The 17,459-nt window shown below is 61.9% G+C and carries 15 protein-coding genes, 1 pseudogene and 1 riboswitch; of the genes and pseudogenes, 8 read left to right on the top strand and 8 right to left on the bottom strand.

The window, feature by feature from the left end; translation table 11 throughout:
• Positions 1 to 39: 39 nt before the first annotated feature.
• The 3 genes from AWB74_RS24565 to AWB74_RS24555 form a co-directional block, all read right to left on the bottom strand.
• Positions 40 to 615 carry a ferritin-like domain-containing protein gene (locus tag AWB74_RS24565; protein ID WP_061149306.1) on the bottom strand — a complete coding sequence of 192 codons (576 nt, stop codon included), beginning with the start codon at positions 613 to 615 and terminating at the stop codon, positions 40 to 42.
• A gap of 200 nt (positions 616 to 815) precedes the next feature.
• Positions 816 to 977, bottom strand: coding sequence for a DUF1328 family protein (locus AWB74_RS24560; protein ID WP_008350559.1), 162 nt, complete (start codon positions 975 to 977; stop codon positions 816 to 818).
• 58 nt (positions 978 to 1,035) lie between these two features.
• Positions 1,036 to 1,212, bottom strand: a complete 177-nt coding sequence (locus AWB74_RS24555) for a DUF1328 domain-containing protein (protein WP_087039179.1) — start codon at positions 1,210 to 1,212, stop codon at positions 1,036 to 1,038.
• Positions 1,213 to 1,360: 148 nt separating this feature from the next.
• Here AWB74_RS24555 and AWB74_RS24550 point away from each other — a divergent pair, with 148 nt between their 5' ends.
• Together AWB74_RS24550 and AWB74_RS24545 are read left to right on the top strand one after the other, a co-directional pair.
• Positions 1,361 to 2,872 carry a sensor histidine kinase gene (locus AWB74_RS24550; RefSeq protein WP_061149305.1) on the top strand — a complete coding sequence of 504 codons (1,512 nt, stop codon included), beginning with the start codon at positions 1,361 to 1,363 and terminating at the stop codon, positions 2,870 to 2,872.
• Positions 2,873 to 3,056: 184 nt separating this feature from the next.
• On the top strand, positions 3,057 to 3,191 hold the full coding sequence (locus AWB74_RS24545) for an entericidin A/B family lipoprotein (RefSeq protein ID WP_061149304.1): 135 nt from the start codon (positions 3,057 to 3,059) through the stop codon (positions 3,189 to 3,191).
• A 161-nt stretch (positions 3,192 to 3,352) separates the two neighbouring features.
• Here the strand turns inward: AWB74_RS24545 and AWB74_RS24540 are convergent, their stop codons facing one another.
• The 3 genes from AWB74_RS24540 to AWB74_RS24530 all read right to left on the bottom strand — a co-directional run bounded on the left by AWB74_RS24540 (position 3,353) and on the right by AWB74_RS24530 (position 7,689).
• Entirely contained in the window at positions 3,353 to 4,135 is a 783-nt protein-coding gene (locus AWB74_RS24540; protein WP_061149303.1) for a DUF4397 domain-containing protein, read from the bottom strand.
• Between the two features lie 529 nt (positions 4,136 to 4,664).
• Positions 4,665 to 5,966: a YadA family autotransporter adhesin gene (locus tag AWB74_RS24535; protein WP_087039178.1), complete on the bottom strand. Its 1,302-nt coding sequence runs from the start codon at positions 5,964 to 5,966 to the stop codon at positions 4,665 to 4,667.
• Positions 5,967 to 6,747: 781 nt separating this feature from the next.
• Positions 6,748 to 7,689, bottom strand: coding sequence for an EamA family transporter (locus AWB74_RS24530; RefSeq protein WP_061149335.1), 942 nt, complete (start codon positions 7,687 to 7,689; stop codon positions 6,748 to 6,750).
• Positions 7,690 to 7,837: 148 nt separating this feature from the next.
• Positions 7,838 to 7,979, top strand: a riboswitch (TPP riboswitch).
• Between the two features lie 130 nt (positions 7,980 to 8,109).
• On the opposite strand from AWB74_RS24530, the gene thiC reads away from it, so the two are divergent.
• From thiC to AWB74_RS24510, 5 genes are all read left to right on the top strand, one after another.
• Positions 8,110 to 10,041 (top strand): phosphomethylpyrimidine synthase ThiC, encoded by a 1,932-nt coding sequence (gene thiC / locus AWB74_RS24525; RefSeq protein WP_061149301.1) that lies wholly within the window; start codon positions 8,110 to 8,112, stop codon positions 10,039 to 10,041.
• 224 nt (positions 10,042 to 10,265) lie between these two features.
• Positions 10,266 to 10,478 carry a glycine zipper 2TM domain-containing protein gene (locus AWB74_RS24520; RefSeq protein WP_061149334.1) on the top strand — a complete coding sequence of 71 codons (213 nt, stop codon included), beginning with the start codon at positions 10,266 to 10,268 and terminating at the stop codon, positions 10,476 to 10,478.
• Between the two features lie 192 nt (positions 10,479 to 10,670).
• Positions 10,671 to 11,183, top strand: coding sequence for a hypothetical protein (locus tag AWB74_RS24515; protein ID WP_061149300.1), 513 nt, complete (start codon positions 10,671 to 10,673; stop codon positions 11,181 to 11,183).
• Positions 11,184 to 11,441: 258 nt separating this feature from the next.
• Positions 11,442 to 11,573, top strand: a complete 132-nt coding sequence (locus tag AWB74_RS48215) for a hypothetical protein (RefSeq protein WP_268811202.1) — start codon at positions 11,442 to 11,444, stop codon at positions 11,571 to 11,573.
• A 255-nt stretch (positions 11,574 to 11,828) separates the two neighbouring features.
• Positions 11,829 to 13,430, top strand: coding sequence for an L-lactate permease (locus AWB74_RS24510; protein WP_061149299.1), 1,602 nt, complete (start codon positions 11,829 to 11,831; stop codon positions 13,428 to 13,430).
• 145 nt (positions 13,431 to 13,575) lie between these two features.
• Here the strand turns inward: AWB74_RS24510 and AWB74_RS24505 are convergent, their stop codons facing one another.
• A complete protein-coding gene (locus AWB74_RS24505; protein ID WP_235024670.1) occupies positions 13,576 to 16,353 on the bottom strand; it encodes a YadA-like family protein in 2,778 nt (925 codons plus the stop codon).
• Positions 16,354 to 16,587: 234 nt separating this feature from the next.
• Positions 16,588 to 16,752: pseudogene (locus tag AWB74_RS48660) on the bottom strand (ESPR domain-containing protein); the annotation flags it as partial.
• Between the two features lie 2 nt (positions 16,753 to 16,754).
• Here AWB74_RS48660 and AWB74_RS45755 point away from each other — a divergent pair.
• Positions 16,755 to 17,201, top strand: coding sequence for a hypothetical protein (locus AWB74_RS45755; RefSeq protein WP_143749306.1), 447 nt, complete (start codon positions 16,755 to 16,757; stop codon positions 17,199 to 17,201).
• Positions 17,202 to 17,459: the final 258 nt, after the last annotated feature.

The following is a 17,459-nucleotide window of genomic DNA, read 5'->3' as shown; positions in this document are numbered from 1 at the left end:
GCGCCGGACGCACGCTATGCGCATCCGGCGCGCATGCCGTTATCCGTTGCGGCCCGCCAGCAGGTCGGCCATGTCGTCGGCGTGCTCTTCCTCCACGGCCAGAATGTCTTCGAAGAGACGCCGCGTCGTGACGTCCTTGTCGCCCAGATAGCGAATGATCTCGCGATACGTATCGATCGCGATGCGCTCGGCGATCAGGTTCTCACGAATCATGTCGATCAGATCGTGGCCTTCCTTGTACTCCGAATGCGAGCGCGATTTCAGGCTGTCCGGCGCGAAGTTCGGTTCGCCGCCGAGCTGGACGATGCGCTCGGCGAGCGTATCGGCGTGTTCCTGCTCCTCGTTCGCGTGCTCGAGAAATTCCTGCGCCACGGCTTCCGAGTGGATGCCCTTCGCCATGAAATAGTGGCGCTTGTAGCGCAGCGTGCAGACGATCTCGGTCGCCAGCGAATCGTTGAGCAGTTTCAGCACGGTCTCGCGGTCGGCGCCGTAGCTCGACGTGACGGGGCCTTCGTCCATGTGCTGGCGCGCGTCGGCGCGAATCTTGTCGAGATCGAGGACGAAGGCGTCCGTGGACTGATTCGGCGCGGCTTTTACAGCAGACGATTTGGACATTTGGTTCGCTCCTCAGAGATGGGATGTGATGACGGTCGCTGGAGCAGGCGCAATCGCGCTTTGAATGCGACTTCTATAGCGCCCTGCTATCCAATCGGAAACTGCGATGCATGCACCATGCCTGATCCGTCGAAGAACCGCGCGACGGTCCTGAAACCCGCGCGCGGCCTGACGGCTCGTGTTTCTTTCGGTTCACGGCGTCACGTTCGGAACACGCCGAGCAGCAACGTGACCACGAACACGACGAGAAAAATGAAGAAAAGGATTTTCGCGATTTCCGCCGCGCCCGCCGCGATGCCGGTGAAACCGAACACAGCCGCGATAAGGGCGATGACGAAGAACACAGCAGCGTAGTGAAGCATGTGACCTCCTTCATGAACGAGTAAATGGAATTGGTCCGATGACGCTCACGGACCGGCGCTAATCGATGGCTTTCTTCGTGACCACGAAGCCGAGCACCAGAAACACGACGCAGAGAATCAGGAACAGCACGAACAAGAACTTGGCGATGGCCGCGGCGCCGGCAGCGACGCCCGTGAAGCCCAGCACGCCGGCGATTCCCGCCACGATCGCGAAAAACAGTGCCCACTTGAGCATGATCGTTCCCCGTAAGAATGGATGACGCATCCATCGTAGCGATGCGATTTGCGCCCCGCATTCGGGCAGGCTCCTTTTTTGCTGTGGGAATCCACCGACACTCGCTTTCAAATCGGCTTCTGACGTGAACCGCCGATCCCGACACACCATGAGCCACGTACCGACGATGCTGCCCGGTGAATCACCCGCTGAGCGCGTTGAGCCCGCCGAGCGCGCCGCGCCCGCGCCGGCCGGCATCGCGCATCACGCATCGCGCCTGAACGACTGGATGCGCCGCTACAGCTGGGCGGTCGCGATGACCGTCGCGATCGTCATCACCGTGGGCGGCCTCGTCATCCTGGAATCGGGGCGCATGCGGATCGCATCGGAATATGAAACGGCGCTCGACGCCAAAGGCGCGACCGCGCAGCTCTCGACGCTCGCCGCCGATATCGCCACGCTCACCGCCGACGAGCGCGGCTTCGCGTTGAAGCCGGACGGCGCGTATCAGACGCACTTTCGGGAAACGTCAGGACGTGTGCGGCGTACGCTTGCCTCGCTCGACGCGTACTACCGGCGTATCGGCGACGACACCGCACTTGCGAGCTTCGCGCAGATCCGCGCCGCCGCCGACGATGAAATCGCGCGCGGCACGGTGCGTCTCGCGCTCGCCGATCCATCGAAAGACGCCGCCGCCGATGCCGCCGCACGCGAACGCGCGCTCGCGCTGCCGCCGCCCGACACGAGCGCGACGCTCGACGCCGCGCTGTCGCTGCTGCGTCTGAATGAAGAGCAACGCGCGCAACACGCGCTCGATGCGAGCCGCGCCGATCAGCGCATCTCGACGCTGTGCGTCGCCGCGTTGTGCGCGCTCAACATCGTCCTGTTCCTGCTGCTCTTTCGCAATCTCGGCATCCAGCTCGACAAGCAGGCGCGCGTGCAGAAGGCGCTCATCACGCAGCAGGAAGAGCTCGATCGGCTGGTGTTCGAGCGCACGCGGCAACTTGAAGCGCTCGCGTGGCACTTGCAGTCCGTCAGCGAAAACGAGAAGACGGAGCTTGCGCGCGAACTGCATGACGAGCTCGGCTCGATTCTCACCGCGAGCAAGATGGATGTCGCGTGGGTGCGAGGCAAGCTGAAGGACACCGAGCCGGCGATGGCCGAAAAACTCGCGCGCGCCCTCGGCAATCTGGATCAGGGCATTGCGCTGAAGCGCCGGATCATCGAGGACATGCGTCCGACCGTGCTCGCCAACTTCGGCCTCGTGACTGCGCTGCGCTCGCTCGTCGATGAAGCCGCGCAGCGCAACGGCTGGAGCATCGAATCCGATTTGCCCGGCGAGGACGTGAAGCTCGGCGAGGCGATCGAGATCGCGCTCTTTCGCGTCGCGCAGGAGACGCTCACGAACGCGGCGAAATACGCGCGCGCCAGCCAGATTCGCGTGGCGCTCGATGTCGATGACGAGAACGTGTCGCTTTCCATCACCGACGACGGCATCGGCATCCGGCCGCAGGATTTGAAGCGCACGCAGACACATGGGCTCGTCGGGATGCGCCAGCGCGTATCGGCGCGCGGCGGACGCTTCGAGATCGAGCGCGTGACGCCGCACGGCACGGCGATCAGCGTGTCGATGCCACGCGAGCGCAGCGACGATGCGAGCGTCGTTATTCCGGCGGCGTAGGACGATGCCGACATGAAATGCGGACGCCGCCGACAGGAAAATCGCAGGCGTGCCTACAGCCTGCGACCGCGCGCTTTTCTAATATTGATTACACCGGTAGGCCGGGCGACAGAAAACGTCCGTCACTCGAAACGATGCGCGAACCGATTCCTGTCACGCATTTCAACTCAAAGGGGAATACAACATGACTCGACTCATCGCTCTGCTGCTGATCGCAGGCACGGCGGCTCTCGTGGGCTGCAACACCGTATCGGGCGCGGGCCAGGACATTTCGAAGGGCGGCCAGGCCATTTCGAACTCCGCTGAACAGCACAAGTAACAGCCGGCGCGCCCGCCCGGGCGTGCCGTAGCGTTGATGTGGTTCCCTCTCTCCCGTCGCTTCGTGTGGCGGGTTTTTTTTGCACGTCCGGTCTTCCTGAAGGCGCAAAAAAACCCGGCCGATGCATACGGCCGGGCTTCGCTTCTTCCAGACGCTTTACATCATTGCGTGTCGGGCAATTCGAGCGCCGGCTGCTGCGTGTTGCCGCCCTGCGCGACCAGCACGCGGATCTTTTCCGGCACGAGCTGACTGGCCGCGTTCCCCGAAGGCAGCGTCGTCACGAGCCAGTCCGCGTTATTGCCGAGATTGAACGATGCCGATGTGTAGACCGGCGTCTTCGAGCCCGGCAGCGTCGCGATGAGCTGATACGTGCCGCCGGAGACGTAGAGGGAATCCTGCGTCGAGGCGGGCACGGCGTTCTTGTACGCGACGCCCGCCATCGTCGGGCTGACGCTCGAGATGTTCGTGCCCGGCGCGACGAGATAGATGTCGAGGTTCGGCGCGTTCGTCGATGCATTGAACGCGCGCACCCGCGCGCTGCTCGAGAGGAGTCCCTTGTCGAAGGGATCGTCGATCACCGCGATCGACGGCACGAAGCCCGCATCCGGCAGCGCGATCACCGTGTATTCGTGGCCCTTCGCGGCGTTGCTGATGCTCGTGTCTGTGGCGAGCTGGGTCGTCGTGTTGACGGCGGCGTAGGAGAAGTTGTGCTGGCCCGTGTCGATGTTCGCGAAGTTGGTCACCGTCTTGTAGGCGAGATTCGGCTGGAGGATCTTGCCGTTGTCGTAGAAATCGACGTTCGGGCCGCTCGGGATCGCGTGGATGAAATGGACTTCCGGTGGCGTGACGCCGATTTCCTTGCCCACGTCGTCGGAGCTTCCGCCGCAAGCGGAGAGCAGAGAAGCGACGACAGCGAGCGCGGCAGCGGTGCGGATAAGCTTCATGGTTTCACCTTCCTTTGCTTTTGATCGTTATTGATCGACACCTTGGTGGCCGGGTCTGGACGTTCATACGTCGCAGGACTTTGCTTGCCCTGCGTCCGTTTATCGTTCGCCGACCTGGTCTGTTTTCCTTCCTTGCCCGATCGATCGATGCGTATCGCGCGACGGATGCGGGTGCCTGCCAACAGCAATGGCTGTGCCCCTGAAAGATGCGATGAAGCGGTGCGCGCGTTGCGGAGCCTTGTGTGGCAAGGCTTTGCGATTCGTTAGAGGAATCGTTCGAAACCGGTGTGAGGGGATCTAGTGCCGAGGGCCAATCCGCGTCTAGATATACAGCGGGAGAGGTGAATTGAAACGCTTCTCTGGCGCGGAACAGCGCGATCCGATCGGGAGAGCTATCACGGAAGGAGCTTGCGCGTGAAAGAACGCGACCAATGAACGGGCAGACATAAGCGATCGCTTCGGCTTGAACCGTACATCCAGATGGCCGCGGAGGACGGCCGCTGTTCTGTCCTTCCTCCGCGACACTCGCTTACCAGCGATAACCCGCCTGCGCCTTCAGCGCAACCGAACCGCCGTTCGAAGAGGAAGCACCCAGGCCCACATTCAGGTTCGCCGTCGCCTGATAGGCTGCAGCAACGCCAACTGCAGTCGAGCTGCCGTAGTTACCAACTGCCGCACCGACCCATTTCTCACCGTTGTTGAGCACCGGGATGCTCGGCATCGCGAGCGTAGCCGCTGCTGCGCGGTCGCTGTAGTGCTTCATATCGTTCTTCGCACCGGCGATGGCCTGATCGGTGTACCCATTCGCTTGCGACACGGCGCCGTTCAGCTGATTGAGGTTCACCGCATCCGTGCCTTGCGTGCCGGCCGCAACGTTCGTGATCTGACGCTCGCCGCCCGCCGCGCCAACCGACACCGAGTTCGCGCGATCCGCGACCGAGTTCGCGCCGAGAGCGACGGAGTTGTCAGCAGTGGCTTGCGCATTGGCGCCCATGGCAACGGCGTGTGCGCCGGTCGCCGTAGCGACTTCGCCGGTCGCGCCGTCTGCCGCGAAGAGCGAGCCGGAGGCGGCGGGCACGGCAGCGTGCACGGTCGATTGAAGGTAGGTACTCCCGAGGACGTTTTGTGCGATCTGCTCGCTCAGCGCGTTCAATTGGCGCATGTTGACGGCGTCGGTGTCGTCGATGCCGTCCGCGACGTTGATCACGCGGCGCTGTTGGTCCCCACTGCCGACGCTGAACACATAGCTCTGGCCGTCGTCGGTACTGTTACTGCCGATTACGATCGAGCCTTCTCCCCCCGCTGGCGCCCTGTTGCCGATTGCGACTGACCCAGTGCCGCTGGCGTGACTACCAGTACCCATGGAAATGGCATGATCGGAAGCGGCCGAGTCCAGACCCACGGCGATGGCATTATCGGAAGCATCCGCGCTTAAACCGAGTGCAACGGCACCGGCTTTGGCCGACGAAGCCGTGCCGACGGCAACAGAGCTCAGTCCAGCGGATACATCATTTCCGATCGCAACTGGACCGGTCCAATAAACGCCGTCAGGCGAGTTACCTTCGGACGCTGCCACATTATTTCCAATAAGAACCGCATCCCCATAACCATTAGGAATAGTGTTGGACTGACGGTCTCCAATCATCACCCCATTAGACTCCGTATAATTATTATCACCATAGATATTCGTACCGTCGCGCGTTACATCTGGCCCAACCGTGTTGTTCCACCCAGTGATCGTCCCCGCCGATGCGCCGGTAGTCGACAGAACTGCCATACTGGTCAAGACAGCCAGTACGACCGGCTTGAATCGAACTTGATGAATTTTCATTTCTTGTTTTCCTAATAATAATCGACCTGCTGCAGGTCCTACGCTGCGTTCGGCTCCCAGCCAAGTTCGCCTGACGCAGTATCTTCCGCTTGCGCGAGAACTTATTTCTCATTCCCTCGGGGGTGCTTCATCGATAAATCGAAGCTAGTTAGCATCTCGAGAGATAGATGAAAATTTGATTTAGGTTGTCGGATTAACGATAGGTCTTAGAATATTTTTCTTCTTATTTTGTCATCCTAAATGTTAGTTTGATTTTGCTTAAATTTAACCGATATACGCGGCCATGCCACCGTTTGGTCGGCTTCTACTCCAACAAGGCCGCTCGGAACCTTGCTACGTCGATTACTAAGTATAGTATGACGATAAACAGGTATTTATTACCGCTTGAAATTTTTCGAATCTGCTTATTTTTCAGGCGTTCGCGCGGAGAGAGGAACCCGGCGCACGTTTGCGGCTTCGATACGACGGCTGACCTGCTGAGCAAAAGCGGAAGATGATCGTCGGCGCAGCCGATCAACCTAATATTGGCATATGCATTGAGTTGTGCGAGCTAACGCGACGACCTCGAACCGCCGAGAGCGTTATGGTCCAAGAGAGATCTAATGGCGCCGGCGGCTTCCAAAGATGCTCGGCCATCCTGCGCGACGACTTCGTGCGAAGGCGTCTTCCCCGCGCGTCGATGATTAATGGACCAGAAAAACGCGCGAGAAGTATGGCTGTGTTTGCAAGGTAAGAGACTGCTCGCCCTACGGCATTATCTGCCTCTTCGGCATCCCACTCTCTAAGCCAGCCCGCGCCTTCGATAATCAAACCAAAACGAAAGCCCGACGGAAAGCAGAATGACGACCGTCGCGATGACTGTCCATTGCGTGATGACTTCACCGAGCAGCGCCGCGCCGAGCATTACCGCGACGACCGGATTCACATACAAGCAACTCGTCGCGACAATCGTGCTCGTATTGCGGATGAGGAAGTTGTAGGCCACATAAGCGGCCATCGAACCGACCACCACGAGATAGAGAAACGCGAACCCCGCTCCGGGCGAAACATGCGTCAGCCGCTCGCCCGACAACAACGCGATGCCCGTCGCGATCAATCCACCCAGCCCGATTTGCAACGCAGTCGACATCAACAGATCGGAAGGCTGCGGCAATCGCGTCGCGATATGCGCGCCGCCCGCCCAGAAGATCGCGGCGCACAGAATGGCGAGCGTGCCGAACGTGGAACTCGGCGACGGATCGCCGTGATTCAGCAAAACGATGCCCATCAGCCCCAACGCCACCGCGAACCACTCCCCTTTGGCAACGCCACGCCCCGCGAGCGCGGCGAAGATCGTCGCGAAAAGCGGCACGGTGGCCACCATCACCGCGGCCGTTCCGGTGCCGACGGTGCGCATGCCGTAGGCCATCATCCCGCTCGACAAACCTTCGAGCAGCGTACCGACGATGGCCGCATTGCGCACTTCCCGCGCACTGGGCCACACCGCCTTGCGATGCACGGCGATCACGAATAAGCCGATCCCGGCGAACAGATTGCGCAGCCCGCCGAGCATGAGCGGCGGAAACGATTCGAGCGATAAATGAATCCCGAGATACGTCGATCCCCACACGAGATAGACGACGGTAAGCGCGAGCGCAACCTGCCCCTTGAAGGAACGCGGCGGGCGAAACGGAAAACGGTCGGGAAGGCTGAACGGCAGACGCGGCGGCGGAAGAGCGGACATAGAGGCGGAAGGCGCGAGGACGGACCGCGTGAGCATCGGGGAAAACCCGAAGATCCGCGGCGCCCGACATTATGCAGTAAGCGCCACCCACGAACGACGCAATTTCAAGATGGTTGCCAACACGCCACGCCACGGTGTAATGTGGCGGCTGCTAACGCGGGGGTCCTGCGTTGCACATCGCGGTTTCGTCCGGCTTCATCGACCGAACCGCTTCGTGTGGCGTGGGTGAGAAATACCCTTTGAACCTGATCTGGATAATGCCAGCGCAGGGAAGCGTTCGGGTTCGACGGTCAGCAGCATCGCACCACTTCTTCCGAACCCGTACCTTTCCATCTCGTTCCTCCCTGTTTAGCTCCTGAGTCAGCCGAGCTTCGCCCTCGCTCGTGCATAAAAAACCTCGTCCCTTAGGAGATACAGCACATGAATGCCAACCCCAAGTTCCTGTCCGAGAACGCCGTCGTCGACGCCGCCGCCATCGCGCCGCTGCCGAATTCGCGCAAGGTCTACGTGACCGGATCGACGCCCGATATCCGCGTGCCGATGCGCGAAATCACGCAATCCGATACACCCGACGGCTTCGGCGCCGAAAAGAATCCGCCCGTCTACGTGTACGACACGTCCGGCCCGTACACCGATCCGGACGCGCAGATCGATATCCGCTCGGGCCTTGCCGCGCTGCGCGGCGCGTGGATCGAAAAGCGCGGCGATACGGAAGAACTGGGCGGCCTGTCGAGCGAATTCGGCCGCGAACGCGCCGCCGATGCAAAGACCGCCGAACTGCGCTTTCCCGGCCTGCATCGCAAGCCGCGCCGCGCGCTCGACGGCAAGAACGTCTCGCAGATGCACTACGCGCGCGCCGGCATCATCACGCCGGAGATGGAGTACATCGCGATCCGCGAGAATCAGCGGCGCGCGGAATACCTCGAAAGCTTGCGGACCAGCGGCCCGAACGGCGAGAAACTGGCAAAGATGATGGGCCGTCAGCACGCCGGACAGGCGTTCGGCGCGGCGGCGTTCGGCAAGGACGCGCTCAAGGAAATCACGCCCGAGTTCGTGCGCGAGGAAGTGGCGCGCGGCCGCGCGATCATCCCGGCGAACATCAATCACCCGGAAAGCGAGCCGATGATCATCGGGCGCAACTTCCTCGTGAAGATCAACGCGAACATCGGCAATTCGGCGGTCACGTCGTCCATCGGCGAGGAAGTCGACAAGATGACGTGGGCGATCCGCTGGGGCGGCGACACGGTGATGGATCTCTCCACCGGCAAGCACATCCACGAAACGCGCGAGTGGATCATCCGCAATTCGCCGGTGCCGATCGGCACGGTGCCGATCTATCAGGCGCTCGAAAAGGTCAATGGCAAGGCCGAAGACCTGACGTGGGAAATTTTCCGCGACACGCTCATCGAGCAGGCCGAGCAAGGCGTCGACTACTTCACGATCCACGCGGGCGTGCGTCTGCAATACGTACCATTGACGGCCAACCGCATGACCGGCATCGTGTCGCGCGGCGGCTCGATCATGGCGAAGTGGTGCCTCGCGCATCACAAGGAAAGCTTCATCTACGAGCACTTCGAAGACATCTGCGAAATCATGAAGCAATACGATGTCTCGTTCTCGCTCGGCGACGGCCTGCGCCCCGGCTCCATCTACGACGCCAACGACGAAGCCCAGCTCGGCGAACTGAAGACGCTCGGCGAGCTGACGCAGATCGCGTGGAAGCACGATGTTCAGGTGATGATCGAAGGCCCCGGCCACGTGCCGATGCAGCTCATCAAGGAGAACATGGACCTGCAACTGGAATGGTGCGACGAGGCGCCGTTCTACACGCTCGGGCCGCTCACGACGGACATCGCGCCGGGATACGACCACATCACGTCGGGCATCGGCGCAGCAATGATCGGCTGGTTCGGCACCGCGATGCTCTGCTACGTCACGCCGAAGGAGCACCTCGGCCTGCCGAACAAGGACGACGTGAAGGAAGGCATCATCACCTACAAGCTCGCGGCGCACGCGGCGGACCTGGCGAAGGGCCATCCGGGCGCACAGGTTCGGGACAACGCGCTCTCGAAGGCACGCTTCGAGTTCCGCTGGGAAGACCAGTTCAATCTCGGCCTCGATCCCGACAAGGCGCGCGAATTCCACGATGAAACCCTGCCGAAGGATTCGGCCAAGGTCGCGCATTTCTGCTCGATGTGCGGCCCGCACTTCTGCTCGATGAAGATCACGCAGGACGTGCGCGACTTCGCCGCGAAGCAAGGCGTGAGCGAAAACGAGGCGCTCGCGAAGGGCATGGAGACGAAGGCGATCGAATTCGTGAAGAAAGGCGCGGAAATCTATCAGCCGACTTGATGCTTGCCGGTAGCTGACGACGGCCTGTCGCACAGTGCGTGCGACAGGCCGTTTTTTTGGGGCTCATCGGGCGCAAAGCCTTGCCGGGTATGGCTGGGACGTATATCGGACGAATCGGGCATTTTCCCTGCTACGGAATTGAGCGAACCGGCGAAAACATGGCGCGCCCTTTGGCGAGCGCCGAACCGCAGCCGATTCATCTCATCATCGAATGGAGAGTCGACATGAAAACCATCAGACAGATCGGCGCCGCTGCAATGGTCGTTGCGTTTCTGGGAGGACTCACGGCTTGCGGCGACATGACCACGCGTCAACGGGATACCGCCATCGGCGCCGGCGTGGGCGCGGCCGGCGGCGCGGTGATCGGGGGCAGCGCACTTTCGACGCTCGGCGGCGCGGCCGTCGGCGGCGTCATCGGCAATCAGGTTGGCAAGTAGTTTTCTCGCAGCGGCGAGGCCGACACCTCGCCGCAATCCGTCCGTTGTTTCAAGTTTGTTACATAATCGCGCGCCGGTAACGCTTTGTGACATGACATCGAACGCCCGCGCGCGATCGTTCGACTAAGCTGCTTCTTAACGGGCCTGCTTTTCCAGTTCAGTTCGGCGGGCCGTAGTGCAAGGAGCAGCATCATGATTCCCGCCCGCAGTATTTCCGGACCCGCAACGGCCGCCATCGCGCTCGCTGCCGGGCTTCTTCTCAGCGGGTGCTATTACTACGGGTATCCGGCCTATCCCTCTTATCCCGTGGTCGGCGCAACCTATACGCAGCGCGAATTCGCGTTGCCCGGGCAGGCCGCATCCGGCGCCGCTGCGGCAACGCTTCCACCGCAGTACGAATACGCGGTGGGGTCACCGTACACCGACTACTACCAGACGTATCCGTACCCATACCCCTACTACCCGCCGTATGCCGCTTATCCGGCCTATTACGGCTACGGCTATGGTTATCCGGCGGTCTCCTTCGGCTTCGGCTACTGGGGCGGCGGCGGATGCTGCTGGGGTCACGGCTGGCACGGCGGTGGCTGGCATGGCGGCGGATGGCACGGACACGGCGGCAACGGCGGCGGCGGATGGCACGGCGGTGGCAGCAGCTGGCAGGGCGGAGGCGGCGGATGGCACGGCGGAGGCGGCCACGGCCACTGACCGGCGCTTCGCGACGTTACATCAGATGAGACAAACGCCTGCTTTGCACGGCGTCGCGTAACATGGCTGCAACATTTTCTGCTGAAAACGGCATTACTCGTACGATGAACCCCTCTGTGCGCGCGGACACTTTCCTTATCCGACAAGGCATCGCCCGATTTCGCCAGACGATTGGCACGCTTTTGGCTACATAGATCCCCATTACTGCATCGCAAGCGCGACTGCCCGTCGCGCAATTTCCGTATCGGGGGATCGGACATGATGGCCTTTGTGTTTTTCGTGCTGTGGATGCTCGCCTCGCTCGGCCTGCTGACCGTGTGGGTGTTTCGCCAGACGCCTCCCGTCGGCCACGACGACAGCAACACGCCGGGCGTGATCGCCGAGAGCTGATTCGTCCCGCCGCTTGCGACAACGACGCGCCCGCACGCGGCGCGTCCTGTACGTTCCCTCACGTCCACGCGCGACGCCCGCGCCGTAATGGACGCGCATTCATGCCTTGACGCAGGCCGTTCGCGCCCTATTCTTAGTGAGCGCGTTATGCGTTTGCTTAACCGGCGGCCGTCGTCGGCAGAACATCGAACTCCACGCGCATCGCGCGCATCGGCTCGTCGCCGCTGCCGCTCATGACACCCGCAAGGAGACCCGATGTTCCATCAGCTTCTCACTCCGATCGCGCATTCCCTCTTCGCTTCCTTCATCGTCGCCGCGCTGCCGATCCTCCTGGTGCTCGTGCTGCTCGGCTGGGCGCGCCGCCCGGCGTGGCAGGCGTCGCTCGCGGGCCTGATCCTCGCGCTCGTCATCGCGGTGGCGGGCTGGCATTTCCCGGTCGGGCTCGCGCTCGATTCGGTCGCGGCCGGCGCGGTGTTCGCGCTGTGGCCGGTCATGTGGATCGTCTTCGCGGCGATCCTGCTCTACAACGTCGCGCAGCGCTCGGGGCGCTTCGAGGCTTTTCGCCAGTGGATGGTCGATAACCTGCCGAACGACCGGCGCATCGTGCTCGTCGTGATCGGCTTCTCGTTCGGCGCGCTACTCGAAGGCATCTCGGGCTTCGGCACGCCGATCGCCATCACGAGTTCGCTCCTGATCCTGCTCGGTTTCCCGACGCTCGAAGCGCTCACCTTCACGCTCATCTTCAACACGGCGCCCGTCGCGTTCGGCGCGCTCGGCGTGCCGATCACCGTGCTCGGCGCGGTCACGCACCTGCCCACCGACGCCCTCGCGAAAATGGTCGGCCGCCAGTTGCCGCTGTTCGCGTTCTTCCTGCCGTTCTATGTGATTGGCGTCTACGCGGGCTTTCGCAACATGACGCGCATCTGGCCCGTGCTGCTGGTGTCGGGCGGCGCGTTCGCGCTCACGCAGTTCGTCACGTCGAACTACATCAGCTATGCGCTGACCGATGTGCTTTCGTCGCTGGTCTCGCTGATTCTGACGATCGCGTTCCTGCGCGTGTGGAAGCCCGTCGCGGATGAAAAGTTCGCAGTGAATGTCGACCGCCTCGCCGATACCCGCGCGCCGGTCTCCGGCGGACAGGGCTGGATACCCTGGATCGTCGTGTCGGTGGTCGTGATCGTGTGGACGGTGCTGAAGATCTTCCTGATCGGCGACGTCAAGATCGCGTGGCCCGGTCTCGACAAAGCGGTCTACATCACGCTCTACAACCAGCCCTATGGCGCGATCTGGGACTTCCAGCCGCTCGCGACGGGCACCGCGATCCTCGTCGCGTCGATCATCACCGCGCTCATGGTGAAGCTTCCCGCGCGCGAGTACGGCGCGGCGATCGCCGATACGTGGGTGCAGACGCGCATCGCCATTCTGACCGTGGCGACGATCGTCGGGCTCGCATATCTGATGAACTACTCGGGCATGAACTACACGCTGGGCCTGGGCGTCGCGTCGGTCGGGCCGTTCTTCCCGCTCGTCTCCGCGTTCCTCGGCTGGGTGGCGGTGTTCCTTTCCGGCAGCGATACCTCGGGCAATGCGCTCTTCGGCAATCTGCAAGTCGTGGCGGCGAACCAGCTCAATCTCAATCCAGTGCTGATGGCGGCGACCAACTCGTCAGGCGGCGTGATGGGCAAGATGATTTCGCCGCAGAACATCTCGACCGGAGTGGCCACGACCGAGCTCAAGGGCAAGGAGGGGCTCGTCTTCGCGCGCACTTTCTGGCATTCGATCTTTCTCACGATCCTGCTCGGCGTGCTCGTGTGGCTGCAGCAGAACGTGCTGACGTGGATGATTCCGCCGCATTGAATCGCCAGGAGCCGCAAACGCCTGCTTGCGCCGGCAAAAAAAAATCGTGGTCCGACATTACTGTCGAACCACGATCTGGCCAGCGGCGACGAATTCCGTCGCCTCATCGTTGTGGGCAAGCCCCACGAATGGGGCTCATCAGCGCTCAGAACCCGTAGGTCGCGCCGATCGATGCGCCGGTGCTCGCGCCGCTGCCCGTCGAACGCGCGAGGTGCACGTTCATGAGCAGATTGTTGGTAGCCCAGAAGTTGGCGCCGATGGCAAGCGCCGACGCATTGCCATACGTGCCGGCCGCGACGGCCATCTGGAAGTTGCCCTGCGCACGCGCATTCGGGATCAGCGACGTTGCCGCCATCGCTGCCGCACCCAGCGAGTTCATCTTGTCGCTCATCTTGCTGAACTGCTGATCGGTGTACGCGTTCGCTGACTGGACTGCCTGACTGACCTTGGCGTCCGATTGCGCGACTGCCTGGTTCAGTTGCGCGACGTTGACGGCATCGGTGTCGGACGTGCCTTGCGCAACGTTCGTTACGCGGCGCTGCTGCGTCGACGAGCCGACGGAAACCGTGTTCGCCTGGTCCGCGATGGAGCCCGCGCCCAACGCCACGGCGTTGTCGCCGGTGGCGATCGTGTTCGCACCGAGCGCCATCGAATTCGAGCTGCTCGCGATCGAGTTCGCCCCGACTGCCACCGCTTGTGCGCCGGTCGCCCGGGCATTCGCTCCGCTTGCCATCGCGTGATCGCCGCTGGCAACGGCAAGCTCGATGTCGCGGTTGCCGTCCACGGCGAAGAACGGTGTGCCGCCGCTCTGCGCAATATTCGTCACGCGCGTGATGGCGTCATTGAATTGTGCGTAGTTGACCGCATCGCTCGGGGCCGAACCTACCGCCACGTTGGTGATCTTCGTGCCGCCCTGGTTCGTATTGGCGTCGTAGGCGTCGCCATTGAGCGTGACGTTGTTGTAGTCCGGCGTGCCGTCGGCATTGACGTTGTACGCCACCGCGGAATCGTTCACGCCTGCAGTCGCCTGCAAGCTCGTGAGCGGGGCTTGCGCACTGCCGAGGAGCCCCGTGGTGCCCGAAGAGGCGGTGGCGGCATCGGCGCGGGTTGCCATAAGGCCCGTCGCCTTCAGGCCATTGACCTTGTTCGACAGATTCGCGACCGTCTGATTCGTTTGCGCGAGCGCATTCGACACGGACTGGATGGCATACACCGCCCCCCAGAGCTGCGAACCGTTCACGGCGTCGGTCGATTCGAAGCCAAGACGGCCTGCGGCGACGTTCGTAATGGTGCGCTCCTGACCTGCAGCACCCACGCTCACCGTGCCGATCGACGTGGGGCCGGCGAACTGGTAGTTGTTGCCGGCGACCGACATGCCCGCTGCGCCCGTCGATCCCGTCGTGATGGAACCCGATCCCAGTGCGACGTCGTTCGCGCTGTTCGCGACTGCACCCATGCCAATCGCGACCGAATCGGCACCCAGGGCTCGTGAGTCCACCCCGGTGCTATTCGCGTGGAAGTATTTCGTGCCCTTCAGATCGACGTTCGTGACCTGATCCGACAGGCTGTCGATGGCGCTGTTCGTTGCATGGAGCTGCGAGCCGTTCACCGCATCGGTCGACACGTCGCTCACTCGACCGGCTGCCACATTGGTGATCGTGCGTTCATGGCCCGTGCTGCCGACGCTCACCGTGCCTGCCGCGTTGGATCCCGCGAACGAATAGGTCTCGCCGCCGACGGTCGCGCCCGCTGTGCTCACCACCGCGCCTGTGCTCGAATCCGCACCCAGCGCAACCGAGTTGATCGTCGAAGCGGTCGCGTTCTTGCCGATGGCCGTCGAGTTCACCTCCGACGCGTTCGCGCCGTACCCGACCGCTGCCGCATAGTCTCCCTGAGCGTTCGCCGATGTCCCCAGTGCGACGTCGTTCGCGCTGTTCGCCACGGCGCCCATGCCGATCGCGATCGAATCGGCACCCAGGGCCTGAGAGTCGGCTCCGGTGCTGTTCGCATGGAAGTATTTCGTGCCCTTCAGATCGATGTTCGTGACCTGATCCGACAGGTTGCCGATGGCGCTGTTCGTTGCATAAAGCTGTGAGCCGTTCACCGCATCGGTCGATACGTCGCTCACTCGACCGGCTGCGACATTGGTGATCGTGCGTTCATGGCCCGTGCTGCCGATGCTCACGGTACCTGCCGCGTTGGATCCGGCGAACGAATACGTCTCGCCGCCAATAGTCGCGCTCGCTGTGCTCACGACCGCACCGGTGCTCGAATCCGCACCCAGCGCAACCGAATTGAGCGTCGAAGCGGTCGCGTTCTTGCCGATGGCCGTCGAGTTCACCTCCGAAGCGTTCGCGCCGTAACCCACGGCGGTGCCGCTGTCCTGAGTCGCCTTGGCGAGCGCGCCTACGGCGGTCGTGGCGGACGTCGACGCCTCGCTACCTGAACCGAGAGCCGTAGCGAATCGGGCGCCGTCGCCCGCCGCCTTGGTCGATGCACCGAGCGCGACATCGCCCATGTTGCTGGCGGACGCGCCGTATCCGACCGCTGCCGCATAGGTGCCCAGAGCGTTCGCCGATGAGCCCAGCGCGAGCGAGTTGGCCGACTGGGAATGGCTGAAGGCGCCGAGCGCCACGCCGCCGTCATCCGATGCGGAGCTCGAAAGGCCGAGCGCTGTTGCGCCACGGCCCGCAGACGAACTCGACAGGCCCATTGCCGTTGCCGCGTATCCCGATGCCTCGCTCGTCATGCCCACCGACACAGCACTGTCGCCAGACGCATAGGCATGGGTTCCGAACGCCACTGCATTATTGTTGGCGAAGGAAAGCGCGCCGTAGGCCGATGCCCAATCGGAGAACGCGCTGGCTCCGGGGCCGAACGCCAAGGACCGCCCTAAAGCGTAGGCATCCTGTCCGAATGCCATCGCGCCGCCAAAGGCGGTGCTTTGTGCGAACGCCTGATATCCAAAGGCAATGCTGGTGCCCGGCCCCGTATAGTTCGACGTCCCATTCGGACGTTGATGCGGCCAAACTGGGAATACGTTCAACGGGGCTCCGGCCGCGGAACTCTGGTCGCCGATTGCAATTCCTTGCGTCGCACCGGTAACGGTCGCGCCCGACCCCGCAACGTAGGCATGAGCTTGCGCGCCGATCAGCAAAGCAAGTGCCGCCATTGTGGCGTGTACGACGGACCTTCCTTTCCTCTTCGCTTTTGAGCCTTCCGGTGCCGGCACCCACGCTCCGAATGCCTTGTTCCAAATGATTTGATAAATCTTGTTCACTGCGATCCTCTTCAAAAAAACAACAACAAACTCAGCCGGCATCGTTGCAGGATGCCGGGGAAATCCAATTTTTCAGCCCGCTTTCAATTACTTTCGATAAAATAAAACGGCGCAATGATTTAATCTCTGCGGAATTCGATTGTCCGATCGAGATCAAAGATTGGAAAAATGAAGAAACGCGACTTTGCGCCGGACGAGATGTGCTCGAGTTGAATTATCGTGCAGCGCGTGGTGCTTCATGCACGCCTCTTATGCATAACCTTGATATTCGACACAGCCGCACGCAGCACTCGATCAACGAGCAGAAGAAACGTCGGATATTTTTTTCAAAGAAGGTTCGCGTGAGCCTATTGCCGGTTCGTGGTCGTTCGATTCTGGATTCACGACGCCAGAACCACGCGGCTTTCAAGGGCAGGTGCCGGCGCACTCGCGCTGGACAGGGATGGCATATTTCGTTCTGCAGCTTCTCGAAGCGACGTTTGGTTTATTGAAGCAATCCGCCGCTGAGTCAGCTCGAATATCGGGCGAAACTTTATCTGTCAAAGCATCGGTTTGCAAGGCCGAAAACTCTTAATATCAATCGTTGGAATTCTTTTCACAAGAAAATCACAATAAATATTGTGCGAAGAAGATTCCTAGCATTCATCTTATGCTTTTCTTAACCAAGATACGGCGCAAGCATCCATTGTGACTTTTTAAGCCACCGGCTCGCTTAGTGGTCGTTCGCACCAGCCTCGCTCGCCGTTGAA

The organism is Caballeronia arvi (assembly GCF_001544695.2).
Taxonomy (GTDB): domain Bacteria; phylum Pseudomonadota; class Gammaproteobacteria; order Burkholderiales; family Burkholderiaceae; genus Caballeronia; species Caballeronia arvi.
This window is presented reverse-complemented; position numbering and strand designations above follow the sequence as displayed.